This is a genomic window from Enterobacteriaceae bacterium ESL0689, from assembly GCA_029433525.1.
Taxonomy (GTDB): Bacteria; Pseudomonadota; Gammaproteobacteria; order Enterobacterales; family Enterobacteriaceae; genus JAQTIF01.
Genome location: JAQTIF010000001.1, coordinates 1,878,102 through 1,903,496 on the forward strand (window position 1 = coordinate 1,878,102; position 25,395 = coordinate 1,903,496).

General features: G+C 49.9%; 22 protein-coding genes and 1 pseudogene. 13 read left to right on the top strand and 10 right to left on the bottom strand.

From position 1 onward, the window contains the following. The first annotated feature begins 102 nt into the window (after positions 1-102). The 3 genes from fruB to fruA are packed head-to-tail and all read left to right on the top strand — an operon-like array spanning position 103 to position 3,892. On the top strand, positions 103-1,233 hold the full coding sequence (gene fruB, locus PT300_09090) for a fused PTS fructose transporter subunit IIA/HPr protein (protein MDF7680725.1): 1,131 nt from the start codon (positions 103-105) through the stop codon (positions 1,231-1,233). Beyond that, complete coding sequence (gene fruK / locus PT300_09095; protein MDF7680726.1) at positions 1,234-2,172, top strand: 1-phosphofructokinase; 939 nt, start codon at positions 1,234-1,236, stop codon at positions 2,170-2,172. It begins immediately after the preceding gene. A 16-nt stretch (positions 2,173-2,188) separates the two neighbouring features. After that, positions 2,189-3,892, top strand: coding sequence for a PTS fructose transporter subunit IIBC (gene fruA / locus PT300_09100; protein ID MDF7680727.1), 1,704 nt, complete (start codon positions 2,189-2,191; stop codon positions 3,890-3,892). A 63-nt stretch (positions 3,893-3,955) separates the two neighbouring features. Here the strand turns inward: fruA and nfo are convergent, their stop codons facing one another. Continuing rightward, a complete protein-coding gene (gene nfo / locus PT300_09105) occupies positions 3,956-4,813 on the bottom strand; it encodes a deoxyribonuclease IV (protein ID MDF7680728.1) in 858 nt (285 codons plus the stop codon). Between the two features lie 235 nt (positions 4,814-5,048). Between nfo and PT300_09110 the strand changes: the two genes are divergently transcribed. Then, the gene (locus PT300_09110) at positions 5,049-6,518 is read left to right on the top strand and encodes an amino acid permease (GenBank protein MDF7680729.1); all 1,470 of its coding nucleotides are present in this window, start codon (positions 5,049-5,051) and stop codon (positions 6,516-6,518) included. 48 nt (positions 6,519-6,566) lie between these two features. Here the strand turns inward: PT300_09110 and PT300_09115 are convergent, their stop codons facing one another. Together PT300_09115 and PT300_09120 are read right to left on the bottom strand one after the other, a co-directional pair. Further along, on the bottom strand, positions 6,567-8,552 hold the full coding sequence (locus tag PT300_09115) for a ligand-gated channel protein (GenBank protein MDF7680730.1): 1,986 nt from the start codon (positions 8,550-8,552) through the stop codon (positions 6,567-6,569). Between the two features lie 406 nt (positions 8,553-8,958). Then, a complete protein-coding gene (locus PT300_09120; protein ID MDF7680731.1) occupies positions 8,959-9,282 on the bottom strand; it encodes a DUF1493 family protein in 324 nt (107 codons plus the stop codon). Between the two features lie 180 nt (positions 9,283-9,462). Between PT300_09120 and PT300_09125 the strand changes: the two are divergent. Beyond that, positions 9,463-9,633, top strand: a pseudogene (locus PT300_09125) (IS5/IS1182 family transposase). Between the two features lie 101 nt (positions 9,634-9,734). On the opposite strand, the gene PT300_09130 reads toward PT300_09125, so the two are convergent. Beyond that, positions 9,735-10,073 carry a helix-turn-helix domain-containing protein gene (locus PT300_09130; GenBank protein MDF7680732.1) on the bottom strand — a complete coding sequence of 113 codons (339 nt, stop codon included), beginning with the start codon at positions 10,071-10,073 and terminating at the stop codon, positions 9,735-9,737. A gap of 145 nt (positions 10,074-10,218) precedes the next feature. On the opposite strand from PT300_09130, the gene PT300_09135 reads away from it, so the two are divergent. Both PT300_09135 and folE read left to right on the top strand, forming a co-directional pair. After that, a complete protein-coding gene (locus PT300_09135; protein MDF7680733.1) occupies positions 10,219-10,770 on the top strand; it encodes an NAD(P)H-dependent oxidoreductase in 552 nt (183 codons plus the stop codon). A 313-nt stretch (positions 10,771-11,083) separates the two neighbouring features. Continuing rightward, on the top strand, positions 11,084-11,752 hold the full coding sequence (folE, locus tag PT300_09140; protein MDF7680734.1) for a GTP cyclohydrolase I FolE: 669 nt from the start codon (positions 11,084-11,086) through the stop codon (positions 11,750-11,752). 14 nt (positions 11,753-11,766) lie between these two features. Here the strand turns inward: folE and sanA are convergent, their stop codons facing one another. The 4 genes from sanA to PT300_09160 form a co-directional block, all read right to left on the bottom strand. Beyond that, a complete protein-coding gene (sanA, locus tag PT300_09145) occupies positions 11,767-12,531 on the bottom strand; it encodes an outer membrane permeability protein SanA (GenBank protein ID MDF7680735.1) in 765 nt (254 codons plus the stop codon). A gap of 129 nt (positions 12,532-12,660) precedes the next feature. Beyond that, positions 12,661-13,545 (bottom strand): cytidine deaminase, encoded by an 885-nt coding sequence (gene cdd / locus PT300_09150; GenBank protein MDF7680736.1) that lies wholly within the window; start codon positions 13,543-13,545, stop codon positions 12,661-12,663. Positions 13,546-13,671: 126 nt separating this feature from the next. Further along, positions 13,672-14,367, bottom strand: a complete 696-nt coding sequence (locus PT300_09155) for a CidB/LrgB family autolysis modulator (GenBank protein MDF7680737.1) — start codon at positions 14,365-14,367, stop codon at positions 13,672-13,674. Continuing rightward, positions 14,357-14,764 (bottom strand): CidA/LrgA family protein, encoded by a 408-nt coding sequence (locus tag PT300_09160; GenBank protein ID MDF7680738.1) that lies wholly within the window; start codon positions 14,762-14,764, stop codon positions 14,357-14,359. The genes PT300_09155 and PT300_09160 overlap by 11 nt, the downstream gene beginning before the upstream one ends. A 185-nt stretch (positions 14,765-14,949) precedes the next feature. Between PT300_09160 and dusC the strand changes: the two genes are divergently transcribed. After that, entirely contained in the window at positions 14,950-15,882 is a 933-nt protein-coding gene (gene dusC, locus PT300_09165) for a tRNA dihydrouridine(16) synthase DusC (GenBank protein MDF7680739.1), read from the top strand. Here dusC and pbpG read toward each other — a convergent pair whose 3' ends face one another. Continuing rightward, complete coding sequence (gene pbpG, locus PT300_09170; protein ID MDF7680740.1) at positions 15,883-16,833, bottom strand: D-alanyl-D-alanine endopeptidase; 951 nt, start codon at positions 16,831-16,833, stop codon at positions 15,883-15,885. 265 nt (positions 16,834-17,098) lie between these two features. Between pbpG and PT300_09175 the strand changes: the two genes are divergently transcribed. From PT300_09175 to PT300_09195, 5 genes are all read left to right on the top strand, one after another. Continuing rightward, positions 17,099-17,677 carry a DedA family protein gene (locus PT300_09175; protein ID MDF7680741.1) on the top strand — a complete coding sequence of 193 codons (579 nt, stop codon included), beginning with the start codon at positions 17,099-17,101 and terminating at the stop codon, positions 17,675-17,677. A 99-nt stretch (positions 17,678-17,776) separates the two neighbouring features. After that, positions 17,777-20,077: a beta-glucosidase BglX gene (gene bglX / locus PT300_09180; GenBank protein MDF7680742.1), complete on the top strand. Its 2,301-nt coding sequence runs from the start codon at positions 17,777-17,779 to the stop codon at positions 20,075-20,077. Positions 20,078-20,257: 180 nt separating this feature from the next. Further along, positions 20,258-21,964 (top strand): sensor histidine kinase, encoded by a 1,707-nt coding sequence (locus PT300_09185; GenBank protein MDF7680743.1) that lies wholly within the window; start codon positions 20,258-20,260, stop codon positions 21,962-21,964. After that, positions 21,939-22,658, top strand: a complete 720-nt coding sequence (gene btsR / locus PT300_09190) for a two-component system response regulator BtsR (GenBank protein MDF7680744.1) — start codon at positions 21,939-21,941, stop codon at positions 22,656-22,658. The genes PT300_09185 and btsR overlap by 26 nt, the downstream gene beginning before the upstream one ends. A gap of 54 nt (positions 22,659-22,712) precedes the next feature. Further along, positions 22,713-23,180 (top strand): DUF1456 family protein, encoded by a 468-nt coding sequence (locus PT300_09195; protein MDF7680745.1) that lies wholly within the window; start codon positions 22,713-22,715, stop codon positions 23,178-23,180. Positions 23,181-23,231: 51 nt separating this feature from the next. Here the strand turns inward: PT300_09195 and metG are convergent, their stop codons facing one another. After that, entirely contained in the window at positions 23,232-25,265 is a 2,034-nt protein-coding gene (metG, locus tag PT300_09200; GenBank protein MDF7680746.1) for a methionine--tRNA ligase, read from the bottom strand. Positions 25,266-25,395: the final 130 nt, after the last annotated feature.

Consider the following 25,395-nt stretch of genomic DNA (forward strand, 5'->3'; position numbering starts at 1 on the left):
TTATTGCACCGTTTCGGTATTAGCCCTTGTATCTCCGTGAAAAAGAGAGTCTGTTTTTGCAAAAATGACTGAAACGATTCAAGTCAGCGAGAGAGGAGAACTATGTTCCAGTTATCTGAGCAGGATATTCATCCTGGCCAACAGGCCAGTAATAAAGAGGACGCCATTCGCCAGGTGGCCGCCGCACTGGTCAGTGCAGGCAATGTGGCAGAAGGCTATGTTGATGGTATGCTGGCACGAGAACAGCAAACCTCCACTTTTCTGGGAAACGGAATCGCGATACCTCATGGCACCACCGATACCCGCGATAAAGTGATAAAAACAGGTGTTCAGGTTTACCAGTTTCCGCAGGGCGTTGACTGGGGAGATGGGCAGACAGCCTATATCGTGATTGGTATCGCGGCCCGTTCCGATGAGCATCTCGGATTGCTACGCCAGCTGACGCATATCCTGAGCGATGATGAGATTGCTGAACAGCTTAAGACCGCGCCAGGCGCAGAAGCGTTGCGTGCGCTGCTGATGGGCGAAAAACAGCGGGAGACGCTGAAGCTGGATAATGAGATGCTGAACCTTGATATTGCCGCCAGTGATTTGCTGACGCTACAGGCGTTGAACGCCGCTCGCCTGAAGGAAGCGGGGGCAGTGGATGCCGCTTTTGTCAGCAAGGTGATTAATGATAAACCGATGAATCTGGGAGAGGGCGTCTGGCTGAACGACAGCCCGGAAGGCAATTTACATAGTGCGATTGCCATCGCGCGTCCGCTAAAGAGCTTCACTGCTGACGGGCAACCGGTCTCTCTGTTGATCACAGTAGCGATGGCCGATGATCAGCCTGTCGCGGTGCTGAATCGGTTGAGTCAGATCTTGCGTGAAAAGAAAGTCGATCGGCTGCTGAAGGCCGATAGCGCGGCATTGCTGGCATTATTAACCAGTGATGAGGCCACGGCTGACGATGTGTTAAGTGCCGAATTTGTCGTGCGTAATGAACATGGCCTGCACGCACGGCCCGGTGCGATGCTGGTCAATACGATCAAAAAATTCAACAGTGATATCACGGTAGCCAATCTGGATGGTTCAGGTAAACCCGCCAATGGGCGCAGCCTGATGAAAGTTGTGGCGCTGGGGGTAAAAAAAGGAAATCGCTTGCGCTTTACGGCGCAAGGTGAAGATGCGCAACAGGCGCTGAATGCGATAGGTGAAGTCATCGCAGCTGGCCTGGGGGAGGGGGTATAAATGAGCAGGCGTGTCGCAACGATTACCTTAAATCCGGCTTATGACCTGGTGGGCTATACTGCCCGTATCGAACACGGTGAAGTCAATCTGGTACGTACCACGGGTCTGCATGCGGCCGGGAAGGGTATTAATGTGGCAAAAGTGCTGAAAGATCTCGGTATTGATGTCACTGTCGGCGGTTTTCTGGGTAAAGATAATCAGGATGGTTTTCAGCAATTATTCAGTGAATTAGGGATTGCTAATCGCTTTCAGATCGTACAAGGCCGAACCCGTATCAATGTCAAACTGACGGAAGAAGATGGCGAAGTCACTGATCTGAACTTCTCTGGTTTTGAAGTAACGACAGCAGACTGGGAACGCTTTGTGAATGACTCACTGAGCTGGCTGGGGCAATTCGATATGGTGTGTGTCAGCGGCAGTCTGCCGTCGGGTGTCAAGCCTGAAGCCTTCACTGACTGGATGGTGCGTCTGCGTAGTCTCTGTCCGTGCATCATTTTTGATAGCAGTCGGGAAGCGCTGGTTGCCGGACTCAAAGCCGCACCATGGCTGGTGAAACCGAATCGCCGGGAGCTGGAGTTGTGGGCCGGTCGTAAACTACCGGAAATAAAAGATGTTATCGAAGCCGCTCACGCTTTACGCGAACAAGGGATTGCGCATGTCGTTATCTCGTTAGGTGAGGAGGGGGCATTGTGGGTCAATGCCTCCGGTGAATGGCTGGCGAAACCCCCTTCAGTCGATGTTATCAGCACGGTTGGTGCGGGAGATTCGATGGTGGGGGGACTGATTTATGGCCTGCTGATGCGCGAATCGAGTGAACACACACTGCGACTGGCTACTGCGGTGGCTGTTCTGGCGGTCAGCCAGAGCAATGTTGGTATTACGGATCGTAATCAGCTGGCGGCCATGATGGCCCGTATCGACCTGAAACCCTTTTATTGACAGCAGGAGAGGCATAATGAAAACGCTGCTGATTATTGATGACAGCATCGGACAGGCTCGCGCCTGTATGTTAAAAAATCAGTTGCGTGCTGCGGCACATAGCGCTCAACTGGAACTCACTGATAATCCGGATGATGCGGAACTGGTGATCGTTTTAGGCCCGGCGCTGCCGGCAGATAAAGCACTTAATGGTAAACGTGTCTATCACGGTGATACTCAGTGCGCGGCTATGGCGGTTATTGAGCCGGGGAAATTGCTCAACGAAGCAAAAAATCAGGCTACTCCTTATGTGGCCCCTGCAGCATCAGCTCAATCTGATCATGACAAACATGCCAAACGTGTGGTGGCGATCACCGCCTGCCCGACAGGGGTGGCACACACCTTTATGGCGGCAGAGGCCATTGAACAGGAAGCAAAAAAACGTGGCTGGCAAGTGAAAGTGGAAACACGCGGCTCGGTCGGTGCCGGGAACGTGATTACCCCGGAAGAAATCGCCCTGGCGGATTTAGTCATTGTGGCTGCCGATATTGATGTTGATCTGGCCAAGTTTGCCGGTAAACCGATGTATCATACTTCAACCGGGCTGGCGCTGAAAAAAACGGCGCAGGAGCTGGATAAAGCGCTGATTGAAGCCCAACCCTATCACCCGCGTAGCCAGAGTACCCCACAAACCAGGGTGGCGAAGAAGAAAGAGGGTGCCGGTATTTACAGTCACCTGTTGACCGGGGTTTCTTATATGCTGCCGATGGTGGTGGCGGGGGGGTTATGTATTGCGCTGTCCTTCGCTTTTGGCATTAAAGCCTATGAGGTGAAAGGCACGCTGGCTGCCGCATTAATGCATATCGGGGGTGATACGGCATTTGCCCTGATGGTTCCGGTACTGGCAGGTTATATCGCTTTCTCTATTGCCGATCGCCCCGGCCTGACGCCTGGCCTGATCGGCGGTATGCTGGCCGCCACCGGCGGTTCTGGTTTTATCGGTGGGATTATCGCCGGTTTCCTGGCCGGTTATATCGCGAAGCTGATCAGTACCCGATTAAAACTGCCATCCAGTATGGAGGCACTCAAGCCGATTCTGATCATCCCGCTGATTTCCAGCCTGATTGTCGGTCTGGCGATGATCTACCTGATTGGCAAACCCGTGGCGGCTATTCTTGACGGATTGACCCATTGGCTACGGACAATGGGAACAACCAATGCGGTACTGCTGGGCGTGATCCTTGGCGGAATGATGTGTTCGGATATGGGGGGGCCAATTAACAAAGCAGCCTATGCTTTCGGGGTCAGCCTGTTGAGTACACAGACTTATGGGCCAATGGCGGCGATTATGGCTGCCGGGATGGTACCATCACTGGCGATGGGGGTAGCGACACTGGTGGCGAGTAAGAAATTTGATCAGGGTCAGCGTGAGGGAGGAAAAGCGGCGCTGGTTCTGGGACTGTGCTTTATATCGGAAGGGGCGATTCCCTTCGCGGCACGTGATCCGATCCGCGTACTGCCATGTTGTATGGTGGGAGGGGCAGTGACCGGTGCGATCTCGATGCTGGTTGGAGCACAGCTGATGGCACCGCACGGAGGGCTGTTCGTGCTATTAATCCCTGGTGCGATCACCCCGGTACTGGGATATCTGCTGGCGATTGTCGTCGGAACGCTGATTGCCGGACTGGCTTACGCGGCGTTGAAGCCGAAAGAAGCCCCGACGGCGGAAACCCTGGCCTGATCTCATGATCGGGCAGTAAAAAAAGGCCGAATACACGGCCTTTTTTTATCCTTTTACAACCCATCAGGCTGGCGTTGTCGCGACTTGTTGGTCGCGTAACCAGGCAATTTCCTGTGCCCAGATATCCGGATTAATTGTTTCCAGAATCAAGGGGATATTATCGAAACGGCTGTCCTGCATGATCCAGCGAAAAGCGGTCTGGCCGATATTCCCCTCACCCAGACTGTGGTGGCGATCCACATGACTGGCAAAATCGCTTTTAGCATCATTCAGATGCATACCACGCAGATACTGGAAACCGACAATGCTGTCGAAACGGGCAAAGGTGTCTTCACAGGCTTCGACGCTGCGCAGATCATAGCCTGCGGCAAAAGCATGGCAGGTATCAATACACACTCCGACACGCGATTTATCTTCCACACCTTCAATAATAGCCGCCAGGTGTTCAAAGCGAAATCCCAGATTGCTGCCCTGACCCGCTGTATTTTCAATCACAGCGGTAACGCCAGCTGTTTTATCCAGCGCGATATTAATCGATTCTGCAATACGCGCCAGACATGCCTCTTCTTTTATCTGCTGTAAATGGCTACCCGGATGGAAATTCAGCAATGTCAGCCCCAGTTGCTGGCAACGGCTTAATTCATCAATAAATGCCTGTCGCGATTTTTCCAGTGCTTCCGCGAGCGGGTGACCCAGGTTTATCAGATAACTGTCGTGTGGCAGGATCTGTGCGGGCGTAAAATGGTACTTTTCACACGCAGCCCTGAATTCTGCAATGCTTTTTTCTGTCAGCGGGGCAGCGCGCCATTGTCGTTGATTTTTGGTAAACAGCGCGAAGGCTGTCGCGTTAATTTCTGCCGCACGAATCGCAGCATTAGCCAGTCCGCCTGAAGCACTGACGTGCGCGCCGATATATTTCATAACCAAACTCCGGGTAAGCCACGAGGAAAAGCATCATCATAACGGTTTAGCAGCAGCATGACATCAATGATCACTGTCAGCCTGGTAAGGCGAGGTAAAAAGCGCGCGAGAGAGTGCTTTACTAATAATTACTTACCCATTATGAAGCTCTCTTATGACACCGCATTTATACCGACCAGGGTGAAATTCATCTGTTACAATCAGACCTTTGTTGTTGGATTAGTAACATTTTTACATGGTTTCAGATATAAAAAACACACAAGCAACGGGTTTGCGCCGTGAATTGAAAGCACGCCATTTGACCATGATTGCCATTGGCGGTTCTATCGGCACCGGGCTTTTTGTTGCTTCAGGAGCAACCATCTCCCAGGCGGGCCCAGGGGGCGCGCTTCTATCCTATATTCTGATTGGCCTGATGGTCTATTTCCTGATGACCAGCCTCGGTGAACTGGCCGCCTATATGCCGGTATCGGGCTCCTTTGCCGTCTATGGTCAGGATTATGTCGAAGAGGGTTTCGGTTTCGCGCTGGGCTGGAATTACTGGTATAACTGGGCGGTCACTATCGCCGTTGATCTTGTCGCTTCTCAGCTGGTCATGAGCTACTGGTTTCCTGATGTTCCTGGCTGGATCTGGAGTGCGCTGTTCCTCGGTGTCATGTTCATGCTGAACTGGATTTCGGTAAAAGGTTTCGGCGAAGCGGAATACTGGTTTTCGCTGATTAAAGTGGCGACAGTCATCATCTTTATTATTATCGGTATTATGATGATTGCCGGAATTTTTAAAGGTGTACAACCTGCGGGCTGGCGTAACTGGACGACAGGAGATGCGCCCTTTGTCGGCGGATTACCTGCGATGATCGGTGTGGCGATGATTGTCGGTTTCTCGTTTCAGGGAACCGAGCTTATCGGTATTGCGGCAGGTGAGTCAGAAAACCCAGGAAAGAATATCCCCCGCGCGGTACGGCAAGTCTTCTGGCGTATTCTGTTATTCTACATATTCGCGATTCTGATCATCAGCCTGATCATTCCCTACACGGATCCCAACTTATTGCGCAATAACGTAGAAGACATCACTGTCAGCCCATTTACTCTGGTGTTTCAGCATGCGGGATTGTTGTCAGCCGCCGCCATCATGAATGCGGTGATCCTGACGGCGGTATTATCGGCGGGTAATTCCGGAATGTATGCCTCAACGCGGATGTTATATACCCTCGCCTGTCACGGCAAAGCGCCACGTATCTTCGCGCGTCTCTCTCAGGGAGGGGTGCCGCGAAATGCCCTGTATGCCACTACGGTGATTGCGGCGTTGTGTTTTCTCAGCTCAATGTTTGGTAACCAGACCGTTTATCTGTGGTTACTGAATACATCCGGTATGACCGGTTTTATCGCCTGGCTGGGGATCGCGATCAGCCATTATCGTTTCCGTCGGGGATATGTGTTACAGGGCCATGATCTGAATGATTTACCTTATCGCTCTCGTTTCTTCCCCCTTGGGCCGATTTTTGCCTTTGTATTATGCCTGATTATTACCCTCGGGCAGAATTATCAGGCTTTTCTGCAGGATACCATTGACTGGGGAGCGGTTGTCGCCACCTATATCGGCATTCCGCTGTTTTTGGTTATCTGGTTTAGCTATAAACTGATTAAAGGTACGCATTTTGTCAGGTATAGCGAAATGAAATTTCCGCAACACGATAAACAATAGCCTGATTTAACGCCCTGCTGATGCAGGGCTATTTTCGTTATTATGTGATCAGAAACTGTAAGTTATCCCGGCAGTATAGCGGCGACCATCCAGCACAGTATCATAATCAGCATAATCAATTTTTTTATCGAGCGTATTGTAAATACCGGCAGAGATAAGCAGATGTTTGCTGGCCTGATAACGCAGGCCAAGATCAACCTGAGTATAGGATGGCGTTCCCTGCGCCATCGAAGTACGGCTCAGGTATTCAGAGGTTTTGCCGCGAAAATTGAGGCGACCCCAGAGGCCGAACGTCGGTGTGGTTTGCCAGTCGATAAGGGTATTGAGCATATTGCCTGGCATTTTGTTCAACGGTTTGCCAGAAAACTGACCACTTTTTTGCTCTGAATGGGTATAGGTGTAGTTGGTTGTCCAGTTGATATCACGGGTGATTTTCCAGCCAAAAGTGGCTTCTGCACCGCGCATATCGGCTTTATCGACATTAATACGATCGCTGATAAAGTCGTACTGAATATGACCGAGCGTACAGCGTGGATCGGACCTGTCACTACAACGGCGTACTTCGGTGATCTTATCTTTAAATTGGGTGGTAAACAGCGTGACGCTGGCATTCAGATCGCTGTGATTATCCCACAGTAGCGCCAGCTCTTCGCTGAGGCTTTTCTCAGCACTAAGATCCGGGTTACCAATGATAATACCATTAAGACGTGATCCACCCGTAGCTTGTCCCCATCCTGCGGAAGACTGACGCAGATCGGGGGCACGGTAGCCCGCAGAGACGCCACCTTTAAGCGTCCAGTTGTCAGTAAGATGCCAGATGCCGTAGCCGCGTGGCGTCCAGTGAGTGCCATAATTCTGATCTTTATTCATTCGTAAGCCAGCGGTCAGTGCCACGCTTTCGGTTATCGCCCATTCATCTTCGGTAAACAGGGCCCAGCTCCAGCGTGTCAGCTGGTTCAGGGCATCGGCATTGTTCAGCCGGTTACTGGTATGGTCAGTCAGTTTTTCATAAAGATACTGCCCTCCCAGTGTCAGGGTATGATCATTGAGGAAGATTTGGTTCTGATTATTGAAGGTTGTGTTGTATGACCTCATCTGGCGGCGTGGATTATGGGTTTCTTCGCGCTGAATATAACTGGTGCTGTTAAAGTCGGTGTAATAGCCGTTATGGCTCAGGGTATACGTGCTGTGCTGATACTGATCCTCACTTTTGCGACTGGGGGTACACACCTGTCCCCGACAGTTTTGCGATGCTATCGTTTTGCCCGGCGTACCGTTACGCTCCTGAAGTTCGCGTGTATAGCTGAAATCAAAATCATTTTTATCATCGGGAGTGAGATTCAGCGTGATCCCGCCATCGCGCATCCGCTGCTCGCTGAAACCGTTGATGATTTTATCTTCCGCACGACGAGAGAAAAGGCCCGTGACGCTGGCACCCAACAAGCCATTAATTAACGGCCCGGAAGCATAAGCATCGGTTTGTAAGAGATCCCCGGAACGGTGATGTTGCTGGTGTGTTGCGTCAGCGTGCAAAGAACCGGTCCAGGCACGGGTGGTGGAGATTTTTTTGGTGATGATGTTAATCACGCCTCCCATCGCATCGGAACCGTATAACGAAGACATGGGGCCGCGGATGATTTCAATGCGCTCAATCGACTCCAGCGGCGGTAACCATCCTTGCTCAATCCCTGAATTATCACTATTGGGACGAGTATCACGGGTACTGATACGTTTGCCGTTAACCAGAAATAGTGTGTATTTTGCGGACATCCCCCGGATACTGATATCACTATTGCTGGCACCGTCGGTCACGACAATCCCAGGAACATCTTTTAGCGCATCAGTGATATCGCGCCAGGCCTTATCTTCAATTTCCTGTTTAGTAATTACAGTAATAGAGGCAGGGGCATTATTGATTTTTTGTTCAAATCCGGTAGCGGTAACCACCATGGTTTCATCACTGGCGTGAACAAAAGAGGGCAGTACAGCGATACCTATTACCGTAGAGAGTATTTTGGTCTGTGGTTTTGTCATTCTGGTATTCCCTTTTAAATCAATAAAACTTCATGGCAATAACCCGGTAAACAATGTTGATTTACTTGATGAATGCGATGAAGAATGAAGAAGAGATCAGTGGATTGTACAAAACCAATACAGATTGTAAATACAAATGATAATTAAAATCATTTGTTTTATGAATTTGTGGTTCAGTATTAATGCTGTCGTATAAGCGGTGAGTCGCCAGGTGGTCATCCTCATGGTGCTTTTGCCAGCGCCGCCAGGTGCGAAGGCGCAGATTCACTTCACGGCAGGCAACCCTGCGTCGGGCTCCTGCCGCGATGGCCTCATTAATCCACCGGATGAGCTGATGACACTCATGCGCAGCGTCCCCGTCGGTTTCCCCGTAGTGAATAATTTACAAAATCATTCATTTAACTGCTCAGTCATAAAGCCAGCGTCCCACTTTTGCAGACTTAGCAAGCATTCTGACGGTAAACGGCTGGGGCTTATGTCGATCTGAGCGTAAACGAGCGGGCATTATACGATTAGGGAGAAACGGCAATGTGAGTATTGGGAAATAACGACGCCAGTCTATAGAACTACAATCAACACCAAAAACCTCAGCATATTTATCGACCAGTTCATAGACATCTTCACGAACAGTCAGATATTTACCTGTACTCAGTGATGAATCAATATCAAGCGCCTCACAACGTAATTCATCTCTGACAAATTTAAGCACAGCATCATCGACAGGTGTCATATTCTGTCCTCAGGTTTGACTATGAGATTATAGTGCCAGAGAGTTCTGTGTGAAATAATGGTTATATCATATAACGTGATCGCGACCCTTACCCATGGCAACCCTCATCCAATAAGACCGCCTGAACGCGCTGTTCTGGCCCACCGACCATTAATCAATGTTTGCCAGCCAGGGGAGCGCCATCACCGGCGTTCAGTGACAGAAGCAGCAATGTACTGCGTCAAAACATTGCCGGGAGGTTATCTGAGCCTGCGAGACTATGATGCGCAGGTGGATGAAGCGATGGCGATGATCAAAGCGCTGAACCGAATAACATCGTTGGGTATGCCGCATAGTGTCAGGATCGCATAACGGATGTATCCGAGGGAACCGTAGTCCCCATCGACTGCCCCTGATTTATTCAACAAAGTCTCTGTCATACGCCCGGCAGCGCTTTCTGGCCTCCGGTAAAATCAAATTCGGTTATCCTCTCCCCAGCGGCACATCAGATTAAATATGGGAACTAAAGATGTTCCCCGGCTGGTCAAACGATATTCGACTTTAGGCGGTATCTGCGGGTACTCTTTTCTTTCAATCAGTTGGTCACCTTCTAACTCTTTTAATGTGGTGCTTAATGTCTTAAATGAAATGGTGCCAACAACTCGTTTTAGTTGATTAAATCGCATCACTTTATTTTGATAAAGCCAATAGATGATGACCATCTTATACTTGCCATTAATCAGCGAAAGTGTATATCCAAAACCCGTATCATCCAGCTTCAGTATGGGGCCATCACAAGGGATATTGATCATTTATACTATCCTGCAAGTAAGTATATTACATTCGGGATAGTACTTTACATAAAATTCAGTGACTCGTATACTTTTCATAGTTAATTTTTCTGAATATATTTTCTGAAACCAGCTGTTTACACTATTTATATTTCCGGAGTTTTAAATGAAAAAATCCCTTATTATTGTTGCTCATCCCAGTATTCAAACCTCTGTGATCAATCGACGCTGGCTGGAGGAAGTAAAAAAATATCCTGAGCTTTTTACTATACATGAGCTCTATCCATCCTATCCGGACTGGCATATTGATATTGCAAAAGAACAGAAGATAATTGAAGACCATGCTGGTATTATATTTCAATTTCCGCTTTATTGGTTTAATTGTCCACCGTTATTAAAGAAATGGTTTGATGATGTGTTTACCTATGGCTGGGCGTATGGTTCAACTGCAACTCAGTTGCAGGGGCGTAAAATGGGGCTTGCTGTATCGGCAGGGGGGAGTGAAAAAGACTTTAGTCAGGCAGGGCGTTGTGGTTTTACATTGCCGGATATATTAAGACCTTTTGAAATGGTCGCGAAATATATCAGGGCCGATTATCAGCCGCTCTTTTATTTTAATGGTGCCATCAGTGATCCGGGGGTCGCACCGCAATATACCCTCGCTGATTTAGAGATATCTGCTAAAAACTATATTGACCATATTAAGCGCCTGGCTTGACTTACCATTCTGGTCCTGGGCAGTGCCTGACATGCTCAGGTACTCCCTGTATGCTGCGCTGTCGCTGTCCAGACGGGCTGCGCCAGGTGGCCAGGCGCTAAAAAATTTTTATAAATTCACCGTGAGAAATCCTGTTTTTCGTTACGGATAAAGGGGCGATAGTCCGGGGAGAAGTTTTATCCGTTATGATATAAAAATATGATATTCTCCAGCAGGAAAACTGTCATTATGACCCGGTATATCGGCGGGATTACAGGCAAGCGCTGTTTTATCCGCAGAAAAGTAAAGCCTATGATGCTTGCAGGAGAATGAAATGTCAGCATTGAGTAAAGAAGCCCGGCTTGTTCATGATGCGCTGGTTGCCCGTGGGCTGGAAACCCCCTTGCAGCCGCCAGCGCTGGAAATAAGCGATGAGATGCGCAAGCGTCTGATTGCTGGTCATATGGCGGACATTATGCAATTGCTCAATCTTGATCTGACCGATGACAGCCTGAAAGAGACACCGCATCGGATAGCGAAAATGTATGTTGATGAGATCTTCTCTGGCCTTGACTATACCCGCTTTCCCAAAATCACGGTGATCGAAAATAAAATGCAGGTTGATGAAATGGTAACGGTTCACGACATCACCTTAACCAGTACCTGCGAACACCACTTTGTGACCATTGATGGTAAAGCCACCGTAGCTTATATTCCGAAAGATGCCGTCATTGGCTTATCGAAAATCAATCGTATTGTGCAGTTTTTTTCTCAGCGCCCGCAAGTACAGGAGCGCCTGACACAACAAATCCTGACCGCGTTGCAGACACTGCTAGGGACGAATAATGTCGCCGTCTCTATTGATGCTGTCCATTATTGCGTGAAAGCACGAGGTATCTGTGATGCTACCAGCGCGACGACCACCACGTCATTGGGTGGCTTGTTTAAGTCCAGCCAGAATACCCGTCAGGAATTTCTGCGTGCGGTTCGTCATCACTACTGAACGCGATATCATGTTCAGTGGTGCTTGGTAGCGGTGCGATAATGACTGGTATCAGCAGGATCGGGCTTCGGTATCTTTTGAGCGTCCAGCAATTGCTCATAGGTCACTGCCGGATAAGACTGGCTTCCCTCAGGCACCTCCTGGGACGCGGGGATCGGGATCTGCGGGCCTAAAAAGCGCGGTTCACGTTTAAAAAGATACAGATCAGCCAGCGCACCGAAACGGGCGGCGAACTCACGCAGACGCACACTCCACATATTTTTCGGGGAAGGAACGGCATAACATTGCGCCTGAATCCCCATATACTGCGCGATAAACAGTGCCCGCTCGCAATGAAAGCGCTGGGTAATGATGATAAAATCATTGGTATCAAACACTTTGCGGGTGCGCACAATCGAATCAAGGGTACGAAAACCGGCATAATCCAGCACGATATCCGCAGGATCAACACCGTTTTTAATGAAATCACGGCGCATGGTTATCGGTTCATTGTAGTTGTGCTGTGCATTATCACCGCTCAGTAACAGATAATTGATCTTTCCACTGTTATAAGCATTTAATGCCCCCTGAATACGGTAGTAATAATACTGATTAATGTCGCCTGTGCGATAGTATTTCGCTGTACCGAGTACCACCCCGACCTGACGATAAGGCAGATCCTGTAATTCATCATAAATATAAGGGGTTGTTTTCCAGCTTATCCAGCGATCAAGGCCCAGCACAAGTAACAGCAGTAAACCGAATAAGGCTAACAAGCTGTATAACACACGCTTTAACATGAAGCTGGCTCATCAGAATAACAGAGCTATCAGGCTACTTTACCTGCCGGATAAGCGCAAGAAAGCATTGTTTAATTGTCGTGATTTTCAGCACAGCGGGTCAATTGACCCGCAACATCAGAATGATAATTAACCGAGGAATATGCGTTCAATATTTTGACAATTCAGTGTTTTTAGCATGGAACGGGTGGTATCCCACTGGCTCAGTGAAGCCTCTGCTTTTTCAGCCAGAACCGCCCGCTGAATGTCAGCATAGTCATAACCGTGCAGGCTAAGCAGGTTAAGTGCACTTTGCAAAGGAGGCAACGTGGGATTAAAGGCCGCGTTTTCCGCATAGCTGCCGCTGAAAATCGTGCCATCTTTCAGCGCCAGCGCCACGCCAGACGGCGAACCACTGTAGGGCATATGGCTACCGTTAGCCGCCTGGATAGCGGCCTGCATCAGGGGATCGCCGCTTAACGGGAAACCATGATCCTGTTTATCCATCAGCAATGTTTTTATCCCCAAATCCCGCGGGCCGAAGGCTTGCGGGAGATAGTGTTGTAGCGAACAGGCGGCACGATCAGGGAGGTGGATCTGCAATTGCTGACTGCTATTCAGCTCATTCATAAACTGGCGGCAATGGCCGCAGGGGGTGTAGTTAACCGTGAGTGCGTGCAGGGATTGTTCACCGCTGAGCCAGGCGTGACAGATAGCGCTCTGTTCTGCATGCAGGGTTTGCTGCATGGTCGTACCAGGAAATTCCATATTACCGCCGAAATACCAGCTGCCACTTATGCCACGGGCGATAGCGCCGACATTAAAATGAGAAATAGCGGTACGCGCACAGGCCGCTGCCAGTGGCAGCAGCGCGAAAGCCAGTGCGTCTTCATCAAGTGATGTTTTCTGGCGCAAGTGTGCAATCTGTTCTGCGGTGAGCCGTGCCGGAAAATGGCGGTCGGCCAGCATCGGCGTGATAGCCGATTGTAAATCGGCCATCAGCAGGGGCAGGGCAGACTGAAAACGTAAGTGCATGATGTTGCCTCATAACAATGTAATAGAGATCGCGTTCAGGAGACTCAAAACCGCGATACGCGAATGCTGCCACATTGTTATCGCAAATACGTTATATTGCACTCATAAATGTAATAAAAATCACATTCAGCTCGCTAGCGCCAGGATCAGCGGAAACAAAAAGGGGGCGAGCAGTGAAGTAATAATTCCGCAGAGCACCAGGGCCAGTGAACTGAAAGCGCCTTCCTGATAATCCACTTCCGCGCAGCGGGCTGTCCCCAGTGCGTGTGAGGCGGTCCCCATCGCTAACCCGCGCGAGGCCTTAGTCTCAATATGCATGAGATTCAGTAAGGTATGACCGAATACGGCACCAATAATGCCAACAAAAATGACACACACTGCACTGATTGCCGGGATACCGCCAATGCTGCTACTGACCGCCATCGCAATTGGCGTGGTGACCGATTTAGGGAGAATCGAGGCGGCGATTTGTGGTGTTGCGCCCAGCCATAGGGCAATAAAAGTACCTGTGACCATCGCGATGACACTGCCGACAAAACAGATAGCCATGATTGACTTCCAGCGTGAGCGAATCTGGTGCAGTTGTTCGTATAACGGAAAAGCCAGCGCAACAACGGCGGGTTGTAATAAATCGTTAAGAATTTTGCTCCCCTGAAAGTAGCGTGCGTAGGGAATGCCGCTGATCAGTAAAAAAGGAATAATCGTCACCATGGCCACCAGTAGCGGATTCAGTAACGGAAACTTAATCCGTGCCGCCAGTTTGCGGGCGAGGAAAAAAACGATTAACGTCAGTGGCAAAGACCACACTATTTCATGCATCATTTTTATCCTCATTTTTTGCTTCTGCTTGCTGAGATCCTCTGTGTACCAGGTGCGAGCTCCAGCCCACCATCACGAAAGTAATGAAGGTACTGAGAAGACAGGAGAGCACCACCGGGCCGAATTGTACTCGCAGTAAATCCCAGTATTGCATAATGCCAACGCCAATCGGCACAAACAGCAACGCCATATAGCGAATCAACAGCGTACAGCCGGGATTAAGCCAGGCAGAAGGCAAAATTTGTAGTGCCAGCAACACAAACAGGATCAGCATACCGATGATGCTACCAGGAATGGTAATCGGCAGCAGAGAAGCGATAAAAATACCGGCATATAAACAGGCGTAGATCAGTGCGAAGGCCCGTAGATACCGCCAGACAAGACTTAACGAGTGACTCATGATTTATAACCTTTGATAAATTAAAATCATCATATAATTAAACTTTAAAATGTGCCATTAATCACATTATGAATTCTGCATATCTCTGTGATAAGCCGATGTCAGAGGCGGTTTTTGCTGCTGGATGTGATGCTGAAGTGACAGGCAGAAGTTAACACAATGGCGCTTTTTCTCCGGGTAATGATATGCGTGTTTTGCTGGCACCGATGGACGGTGTACTCGATTCGCTGTTGCGCGAATTATTGACTGAAGTGAATGATTACGATCTCTGTGTGACTGAATTTTTGCGGGTGGTAGACCGGCTGTTATCGGTAAAATCGTTTTACCGCCTGTGTCCGGAATTACATCGCCACAGTCAGACCCCGTCTGGCACTCGTGTGCGAATACAACTGCTGGGTCAGCACCCGCAATGGCTGGCGGAAAATGCTGCACGGGCGGTGGCGCTGGGGTCATGGGGGGTGGATCTTAATTGTGGTTGTCCTTCTAAGCTGGTCAATGGCAGTGGGGGTGGTGCGATGTTGCTCAAAGATCCTGAACTCATCTATCGTGGGGCGAAAGCGATGCGTGAAGCGGTGCCCGATGATTTACCGGTAACGGTAAAGATACGTCTTGGCTGGGACAGCGGGGCACAACAGTTTGAAATTGCCGATGCGGTACAACAGGCGGGCGCAAGCGAACTGGTGGTGCATGGTCGTACTAAAGAAGATGCCTATAAAGCAGAGCGCATTAACTGGGCGGCGATTGGCGAAATTCGTCAGCGTCTGTCGATTCCGGTTATCGCCAACGGTGAAGTCAACGACTGGCAGAGTGCTCAGCATTGTCTGGCGGTCACCGGCTGTGACGGTGTGATGGTCGGGCGCGGAGCACTGATGATACCCAATTTAAGCCGGGTCATAAAAGAGAATCTCCCCCCAATGCCGTGGCCTGAGGTTAACGCGCTACTGAAAAAATATATTTACATGGAAAAACAAAATGATAATGGAATGTATCATGTTGCACGTATTAAACAATGGCTCAGTTATTTGCGTAAACACTATCACGAGGCTCAGACCCTGTTTAGCGCTATCCGGACACTGAAAACCTCGCCAGCTATCGCCGCCGTACTTTCCGGCGGCTGACTAACGGTTTTGCGCAGTTTGTACACTGCCGTTTAATAGCGCCTCCACATATTGTGCTTCCCGCTGTTTCTTATTACGGCGGGCATCGGACGGGGCAGAGATCACTTTTCCGTTTTCCAGCCAGCTACGCAAACGGCTGGCATCAGCAAAATGGGTGTATTTGCCAAAAGCGTCCATCACCACCATCGCTACCGGGCGCTGATTAATCACTGTGCGCATGATAAGACAGTGTCCTGCGGCATTGGTAAAACCGGTTTTAGTCAGCTGAATATTCCAGTTATCGCGATACATCAGATGATTGGTATTACGAAATGGCAGTGTGTAGCTGGGATTGCTAAATGTCGCGAACGCTTCTTTAGTGGTACTTAACTGACCAATTAAGGGATACTGCGCACTGGCGATCAGCAGCTTCGTCAGATCGCGTGCGGTCGACACATTATTAATCGATAACCCGGTAGGCTCAACATAACGTGTATGGTTCATACCCAGCGCTTTCGCCTTAGCATTCATGGCACGAATAAAGGCGTTATAGCCACCGGGATAATGGTGGGCGAGACTGGCAGCCGCGCGGTTCTCCGAGGACATCAGTGCCAGTAACAACATATTACGACGGCTAATCTGGCTATTCAGGCGCACACGCGAGTAAACCCCTTTCATCTCGGGAGTATGACGAATATCCACCGTCAACATTTCATTTAACGGCAGATGCGCATCCAGCACCACCATTGCGGTCATCACTTTGGTCAGGGAAGCGATGGGGCGCACGCGGTCGGCCTGGTTCTGGTAAATAATCTGATTATTGGTCAAATCCATAACAATGGCACTACTGGCGGCAATCTCAGGCTGTGACGTGGCAGCGTGCGATGTTTTCTGAGCGATGGCCGGTGATGTGACAGAGATCGTCAGGGATAAAACCAGACTGATCAAAAAAGTGTGAAATTTAAACATTATCAATATTCTGAAAATTGTGTTTGCAGGCTAAATATAAGCAACGAGATAAAAATAAATATCGTCACTATATCTATTATATAGCGACAGGATCACAACTGGCTAACAGGAATTATCGAATAATCGAATCAATGAAAAAGAGAACAGCGCAAGCGGATATAATGCCTGCATGACTATTTTGCTTTTATACTAATGTCTTTCACCCAATCCGCAGCGTCAGCGTATATGCTTAAAGCAACATGATATCCTGAAGGAGGGGGCGCTTTGCATGGATTTTAATCATTTGATTTCTCATTATGGCTACATTGCGCTGGTGGTGGGTAGCCTTGCGGAAGGCGAAACCGTCACCCTGCTTGGCGGCATCGCGGCGCATCAGGGATTATTAAAGTTTCCGCTGGTGGTAATGGCGGTGGCGATAGGAGGGATGATTGGCGATCAGTTATTGTATTTCTTAGGCCATTTTTTTGGCGACCGGATCTTGCAGCATTTCTCCCGCTATCAGGCACGGATAAACCAGGCGCAACGGATGATTCATCAACACCCCTATCTGTTTGTTATCGGTGTCCGTTTTATGTATGGCTTCCGGGTGGTTGGGCCTTTATTAATCGGTGCCAGCCATCTGCCCCCGCGCATATTCCTGCCGCTAAATATTATCGGCGCCCTGGTCTGGGCAGGCTTATTTACCACGCTCGGTTATCTCGGTGGCAAAGCGATTGAGCCGTGGCTACATCACCTTGATGGTTATCTGAAGTATCTGTTCTGGCTGCTGCTGGTGATCGCACTGGTTATTGTTATCCGCTGGTGGTTAAGGCGACATACCCACAAGCAAACCGACGATCAAAAATGATAAATAACACGGATATTTTACAGCTATTTTTGTAATGTATGGCACACTGCGTTTTTATGATGTTTTGCTATCAGCGACAGATTAAGGAAAAAGAATAAAATGAGATGGCTCTGTATGTTCGGTGTCATTGTCAATCTGGCACTGCAACCAGTGCTGGCAGATGAACTTTCCGGCAAACACCTCCCGTTAACGCCACAGGCACGGGATGTTTTTGTCAGTGAATTACTGAATAAAATGACCGTCGATGAAAAAATTGGTCAGCTCAGACTGATCAGCGTCGGGCCGGATACCCCCAAAACAGCGATCCGCGAAATGATCCGTCAGGGCCAGGTCGGGGCGATTTTTAACACCGTGACACGTCCGGATATCCGAGTGATGCAGGATCAGGTTATGCAACTTAGTCGGCTGAAAATCCCGCTGTTTTTTGCTTACGATGTTATTCATGGGCAACGCACGATATTCCCGGTTAACCTCGGATTAGCCTCTTCGTTTAGTCCGGAGGCTATCAGCACGGTAGGGCGCATTTCTGCTTATGAAGCGGCGGATGATGGCCTGAATATGACCTGGGCACCGATGACCGATGTCTCCCGTGATCCGCGCTGGGGGCGGGTGTCTGAGGGTTTTGGTGAAGACACCTATTTAACCACAGTGCTGGGACGGGCGATGGTCACCGCCATGCAGGGCAAAAGCCCGGCAGATCGCTACTCTGTGATGACCAGCGTCAAGCATTTTGCTGCCTATGGCGCAGTGGAAGGGGGCAAAGAGTACAATTCGGTCGATATGAGCCCTCAGCGTTTATTTAACGATTACATGCCACCCTATAAGGCGGCGCTGGAGGCAGGCAGTGGGGCGGTCATGGTGGCGCTCAGTTCACTGAACGGTACGCCAGCCACCGCAGACCGCTGGTTGCTCAAAGAGATCCTGCGCAATAAATGGGGTTTTAGTGGGATTACGGTATCCGATCATGGTGCGATCAAAGAGTTGATCAATCATGGTGTTGCCACTGATCCGCAGGATGCGGTACGCATCGCGCTCAAATCGGGCATTAACATGAGTATGAGCGATGAGTATTACAGTCAATATCTGCCTGGCCTGGTGCGATCAGGAAAAGTCCCGATGGCTGTGCTGAATGAAGCAACACGCCATGTGCTGAATGTTAAATATGATATGGGGCTGTTTAACGATCCTTATAGCCACCTGGGGCCAAAGGAGAGCGATCCTGAGGATACCAATGCCGAGAGCCGCCTGCATCGTAAAGAAGCACGCGAAGTGGCACGGCAAAGCCTGGTACTGCTGAAGAACCGTCTGGCGACGCTGCCGCTGAAAAAAACGGCGACGATTGCGGTTATCGGGCCGCTGGCCGACAGTCAACGCGATATGATGGGAAGCTGGTCAGCGGCTGGGGTCGCTGCGCAGTCAGTGACCGTGCTGACGGGGATCAAAAATGTGCTCGGTGATAAAGGTAAAATTCTTTACGCCCGTGGTGCCAATGTGACTCACGATAGTGGCATTATCGCTTTTCTCAATCAATATGAACCTGCGGTACAGGTCGATCCACGTTCACCACAGGCGATGATCGACGAAGCGATCGCCTGTGCAAAGCGCGCTGATGTGATCGTAGCGGTAGTAGGCGAGGCGCAGGGGATGGCACATGAAGCCTCGAGTCGTACCGATATCACGCTGCCACAAAGCCAGCGCGATTTAATCACCGCACTGAAAACCACCGGTAAACCGCTGGTGCTGGTACTGATGAATGGTCGTCCGCTGGTGCTGGAAACGGAAGATCAACAGGCGGATGCGATCCTCGAAACCTGGTTTGCCGGAACCGAAGGGGGTAATGCGATTGCCGATGTCCTGTTTGGTGATATTGACCCATCAGCAAAATTACCGATGTCGTTTCCACGCTCAGTCGGACAACTGCCGGTCTACTACAGTCACCTCAATACTGGTCGTCCTTATAACCCGCAAAGACCGAATAAATATACGTCGCGTTATTTCGATCAGGACAATAGCCCTCTGTATCCCTTCGGTTATGGCCTGAGCTATACCACTTTTAGTGTGTCTGATGTAAAGCTGTCTTCGCCGATCATGCCGCGCAACGGCACGATTAGCGCCAGTGTGCAAGTGCGTAATACCGGACAACGGGAAGGCGAGACGGTGATCCAGCTCTATATACAGGATGTGACAGCCTCAATCAGCCGTCCGGTAAAAATGTTACGTGGCTTCCAGCGGGTGGCGCTCAAACCCGGTGAGACAAAAACCGTCCGTTTCCCGGTGACCGTCGATATGCTTAAATTCTGGGATCAGAATATGCAGTATGTCGCTGAACCCGGTAAATTTAATCTCTTTATCGGCGAAGATTCTGCACATGTGCGACGCAGTGGATTTGAATTGCTGTAATTGACGGACAAAGCAGACTGGCGACATCAGGTAGCCCGTCAAAAGCAGGTGGTGATTTATCGGTTGTCCTCGCCAGCGGCAAAATTGCGATGAAAAAATCACTTTTTGCCTTGCTGCGAGGACAACACGGCGCCAGCGGTGTATGTTACATCGTCATCAGTACGGTCATGGTTTGCAGCGATGTATGAATTTAAATTAGTGTTACTGCTGCTTCAGCAGATGTGTGTCTTTTTAGTCATCGCCTGGTTAATGAGCAAAACACGGCTGTTCATCCCGCTAATGCAGGTGACGGTTCGTCTGCCGCATAAATTACTGTGCTATATCACTTTCTCCATTTTTTGCATTCTGGGAACCTACTTTGGTCTGCATATCGATGACTCTATCGCCAATACGCGCGCTATTGGTGCGGTCATGGGAGGCTTGCTGGGCGGGCCACTGGTCGGTAGCTTGGTTGGGCTGACCGGCGGATTGCATCGTTACTCACTCGGTGGCATGACGGCGCTAAGCTGCATGTTCTCGACCATCATTGAAGGTTTACTGGGCGGAATGGTGCATAGTGTACTGGTGCGGCGTGGCCGACCCGATAAAGTATTCAGTCCGTTAACCGCCGGTGCGGTGACTTTTTTCGCCGAGCTGGTACAGATGGTGATCATTCTGCTGATTGCGCGCCCCTTTAGCAGTGCCCTGCATCTGGTACAGAACATTGCCGCACCGATGGTGGTGACCAATGCCGTTGGTGCCGCGTTATTTATGCGTATCCTGCTGGATAAGCGGGCGATGTTTGAAAAGTATACCTCTGCTTTTTCGGCGACAGCGCTGAAAGTGGCTGCCTTAACTGAGGGGATCTTACGCCAGGGATTTAACGAAGAGAACAGCATGAAAGTGGCGCAGGTGCTGATTCAGGAGCTGGGTACTGGCGCCGTCGCCATCACCGACCGTCATAAATTACTGGCTTTCACCGGCATTGGTGATGATCATCATCTGCCAGGCAAACCTATCGCCTCGTCTTATACTCAAAAAGCGATTGAGAGTGGCGAAGTGGTGTATGCCGATGGCAATGAAGTGCCTTACTGCTGCTCCATCAACCCACACTGTAAACTGGGTTCGACCCTGGTGATCCCGCTGCGTGGTGAGAATCAACGGGTAATTGGAACGATTAAATTATACGAAGCAAGGAATCGCCTGTTTAGCTCCATTAACCGCACACTGGGGGAGGGGATCGCCCAGCTGTTATCGGCGCAGATTCTGGCCGGACAATATGAACGGCAAAAAGCGTTACTGACCCAGTCAGAGATAAAACTGCTGCATGCACAGGTCAATCCCCATTTTTTATTCAATGCGTTAAATACTCTGAAAGCGGTGATTCGTCGTGATAGCGATCAGGCGGGACAGCTGGTGCAGTATTTGTCGACCTTTTTCCGTAAGAATCTGAAACGCCCCTCTGAGATTGTCACCCTGGCGGATGAGATCGAACATGTGAATGCCTATTTACAAATTGAAAAAGCGCGTTTTCAGACTAATTTGCAAATTCAGATCCTGGTGCCTGATGCGCTGGCACATTACCAGCTACCGGCGTTTACGCTGCAACCGATTGTGGAAAATGCCATAAAACACGGTACTTCACAGCATTTCGGGATCGGCGAGATCGTGATCCGTGCCAGTCAGTGTCAACACTGGTTGCGGCTGGAGATTGAAGATAATGCCGGGCTATATCAGGAAAATTGCCCCACCAGCGGCCTCGGAATGAGTCTGGTCGAGCGACGCTTACGGGCGCATTTCTGTGCAGATTGTGACATGACGGTATCCTGTGTGCCAGAACGTTTTACCCGTGTGACACTGCGGCTACCTGTGGAGGAAGCGTGTGATAAAAGTATTGATCGTCGATGATGAACCGCTGGCGCGCGAAAATCTGCGTATTTTGCTGGAGTCAGTGGCCGATATTACGATAGTCGGTGAATGTGCAAACGCGATAGAGGCGATTAGCGCGGTGCATAAGTTGCGTCCCGATGTGATTTTTCTCGATATTCAGATGCCACGGATAAATGGTCTCGAGATGGTCGGATTGCTCGATCCCGAACAGCGACCTTACATCGTATTTTTGACCGCATTTGATGAATATGCAGTGAAAGCCTTTGAAGAGCATGCTTTTGATTATCTGTTAAAACCGATAGAAGCCAGCCGCCTCGAAAAGACGCTGATGCGTCTGCGTCAGGAGCGCAGCTTACAGGATCTGACACCGCCTGATGATAGCCTGCAGATGTTAAAATATATCCCCTGCACCGGTCACAGCCGGATCTGGCTATTGCAAATGGCCGATGTCGCCTTTATCAGCAGCCGGATGAGCGGGGTTTATGTCACGGATCGTGAAGGGCAGGAGGGCTTTACTGAACTGACTTTACGCACCCTGGAGAGCCGTACACCTTTATTGCGCTGTCATCGCCAGTATCTGGTCAATATCGCGCATCTGAAAGAGATCCGTTTTGAAGAGAGTGGTCAGGCCGATCTGGTGATGCGCAACGGGCATATCCTGCCGGTGAGCCGCCGTTATTTAAGAACCCTGAAAGGGGCGATTGGGCTGTAAATCAGTGGAATCATGCTAGACTCAGCGCGACTGTTTTTTTATTGTGAAATTATTATGATCACCAACGATATTCTGCGTAGTCTGCGCTATACCCTGAAAGTCAATAATCACGGGCTGGCGCGTATTTTTGCCCTCGGCGATGCGGTTGTCAGTGCTGAACAACTGACCGCATGGCTGAAAAAAGAAGATGAGGCGGGGTTTCAGCGCTGCCCGGATATTATGCTGGCTATTTTCCTCAATGGCCTGATTTATGACCGACGCGGTAAAAATGAATCGTCACCCGCGCTGGCTGTTGAACGGCGGATAAATAACAATATTGTGCTGAAAAAGTTACGCATTGCATTTGCGCTGAAAACCGATGATATTCTCACCATTTTGACACAACAAAAATTCCGGGTATCCATGCCGGAAATCACCGCCATGCTGCGTGCGCCAGAGCACAAAAATTATCGCCAGTGTGGCGATCAGCTCCTGCGCTATTTTCTTCGTGGGCTGAGTGAGCGTAGCCACACGGCTTGCTGAACGCATTCCCGGCCGGGGAGGGGACCCCCGCGCCGGGAATGCGTTATCAGCTTATTTAACCTGCTGACCTGGCTGTGCGCCGCTGTCCGGGCTTAACAGGAAGATATCCTTACCGCCTGGACCTGCGGCCATCACCATCCCTTCCGAGAGACCAAAACGCATTTTACGCGGTGCCAGGTTGGCGACCATCACGGTCAGACGGCCAATCAGCACCTGTGGGTCCGGATAGGCGCTACGAATGCCAGAGAAGACATTGCGTTTTTCGCCCCCTAAATCCAGGCTCAGACGCAGTAGCTTATCTGAACCGTCAACCCATTCAGCATTATCGATGCGTGCGATACGCATATCCACTTTGGCAAAATCATCAAATGTGATGGTCGGCTGAATGGGGTCATCGGCCAGCGGGCCGCTCACCGTTGCTGGCGTGGCCGCGATTTGCTGTTTAGAGGCTTCGACCAGTGCCGCCACTTGCTGGCTGTCGATACGCTGATACAGCGCCTTAAACGGATTGATTTGATGCGCTAACAACGGTTGCTCAATACTATCCCAGCGCAGTTCGCTATTAAGGAAAGCCTCGCTGCGTGCGCTCAGATCAGGCAAAACCGGCTTAAGCCAGGTCATTAATACCCGGAACAGATTGATCCCCATCGAACAGATAGCCTGCAGATCGGCATCTCGACCTTCCTGCTTCGCTACCACCCACGGTGCCTGCTCATCAACATAACGGTTAGCCTGATCCGCCAGGGCCATGATTTCGCGGATAGCTTTATTGTACTCGCGACTTTCCCACGCCTGGCCAATGGTTGTTGCAGCATCAGTAAATGTTTTATACAGTGCCGGATCGGCCAGTTCGGCGGCCAACATGCCGTTAAAACGTTTATTAATAAAGCCCGCATTCCGGGATGCCAGATTGACCAGCTTATTAACGATATCGGCATTGACACGCTGAATGAAGTCTTCCAGGTTAAGATCGATATCATCGATACGTGATGACAGTTTAGCGGCATAGTAGTAACGCAGGCTATCGGCATCCAGGTGTTGCAGCCAGCTGCTGGCTTTGATGAAGGTGCCGCGTGATTTGGACATTTTCGCGCCATTAACGGTGACATAACCGTGAACGAATAAGTTGGTCGGTTTACGAAAACCGCTGCCCTCAAGCATGGCGGGCCAGAACAGGCTGTGGAAATAAACGATGTCTTTACCGATAAAATGATACAACTCAGCGCTGGAATCGCGCTGCCAGTAAGTATCAAAACGGCTGCTATCGCCCTGTTTGTCGCACAGATTGCGGAAAGATCCCATATAACCGATTGGCGCATCCAGCCAGACATAGAAGTATTTGCCGGGGGCGTCGGGAATTTCAAAACCAAAATAGGGGGCGTCGCGCGAGATATCCCATTGCTGCAAACCGGATTCGAACCACTCCTGCATTTTATTCGCCACCTGTTCCTGCAATGCGCCACTGCGTGTCCATGCCTGTAACATGTCGCTAAATGCCGGAAGATCAAAAAAGAAGTGTTCGGAATCACGCATAACCGGGGTTGCGCCAGAAATCACCGATTCAGGGGCAATCAGCTCTGTCGGGCTATAAGTCGCGCCACATACTTCGCAGTTATCGCCATATTGATCAGCGGCGTGACACTTCGGACAGCGCCCTTTCACAAAACGATCCGGCAAAAACATGCCTTTTTCGGGATCAAAAAGCTGGGAGATAGTGCGCGTTTTAATTAAGCCATTCTCTTTCAGACGCTGATAGATAAGCGTTGACAAGGCACGATTCTCTTCGCTGTGCGTGGAGTGATAGTTATCGTAACTAATCTTAAAGCCAGCAAAATCAGCCTGATGCTCCTGACTCACTTCGGCAATCATCTGCTCCGGAGAGATGCCAAGCTGCCGGGCTTTTAACATGATCGGCGTACCGTGGGCATCATCGGCACAGATGAAGTTGACCTCGTTGCCGCGCATTCGCTGGTAACGAACCCAAATATCAGCCTGGATGTGTTCCAGCATATGGCCGAGATGGATAGAGCCGTTGGCGTAAGGCAGGGCGCACGTTACCAGAATTTTTTTCACGACTTGAGTCATAATGGGTATTGCATCTTTGGTTAGGAAAAGGGCTTTTGATATTATCAAAAGGGTATTGAGTGCGCCATAAATGGCTGACTATCTGGAAAACCGCCAGTTATGATAGACTCAAAAAGAGTGAAGAATTTTC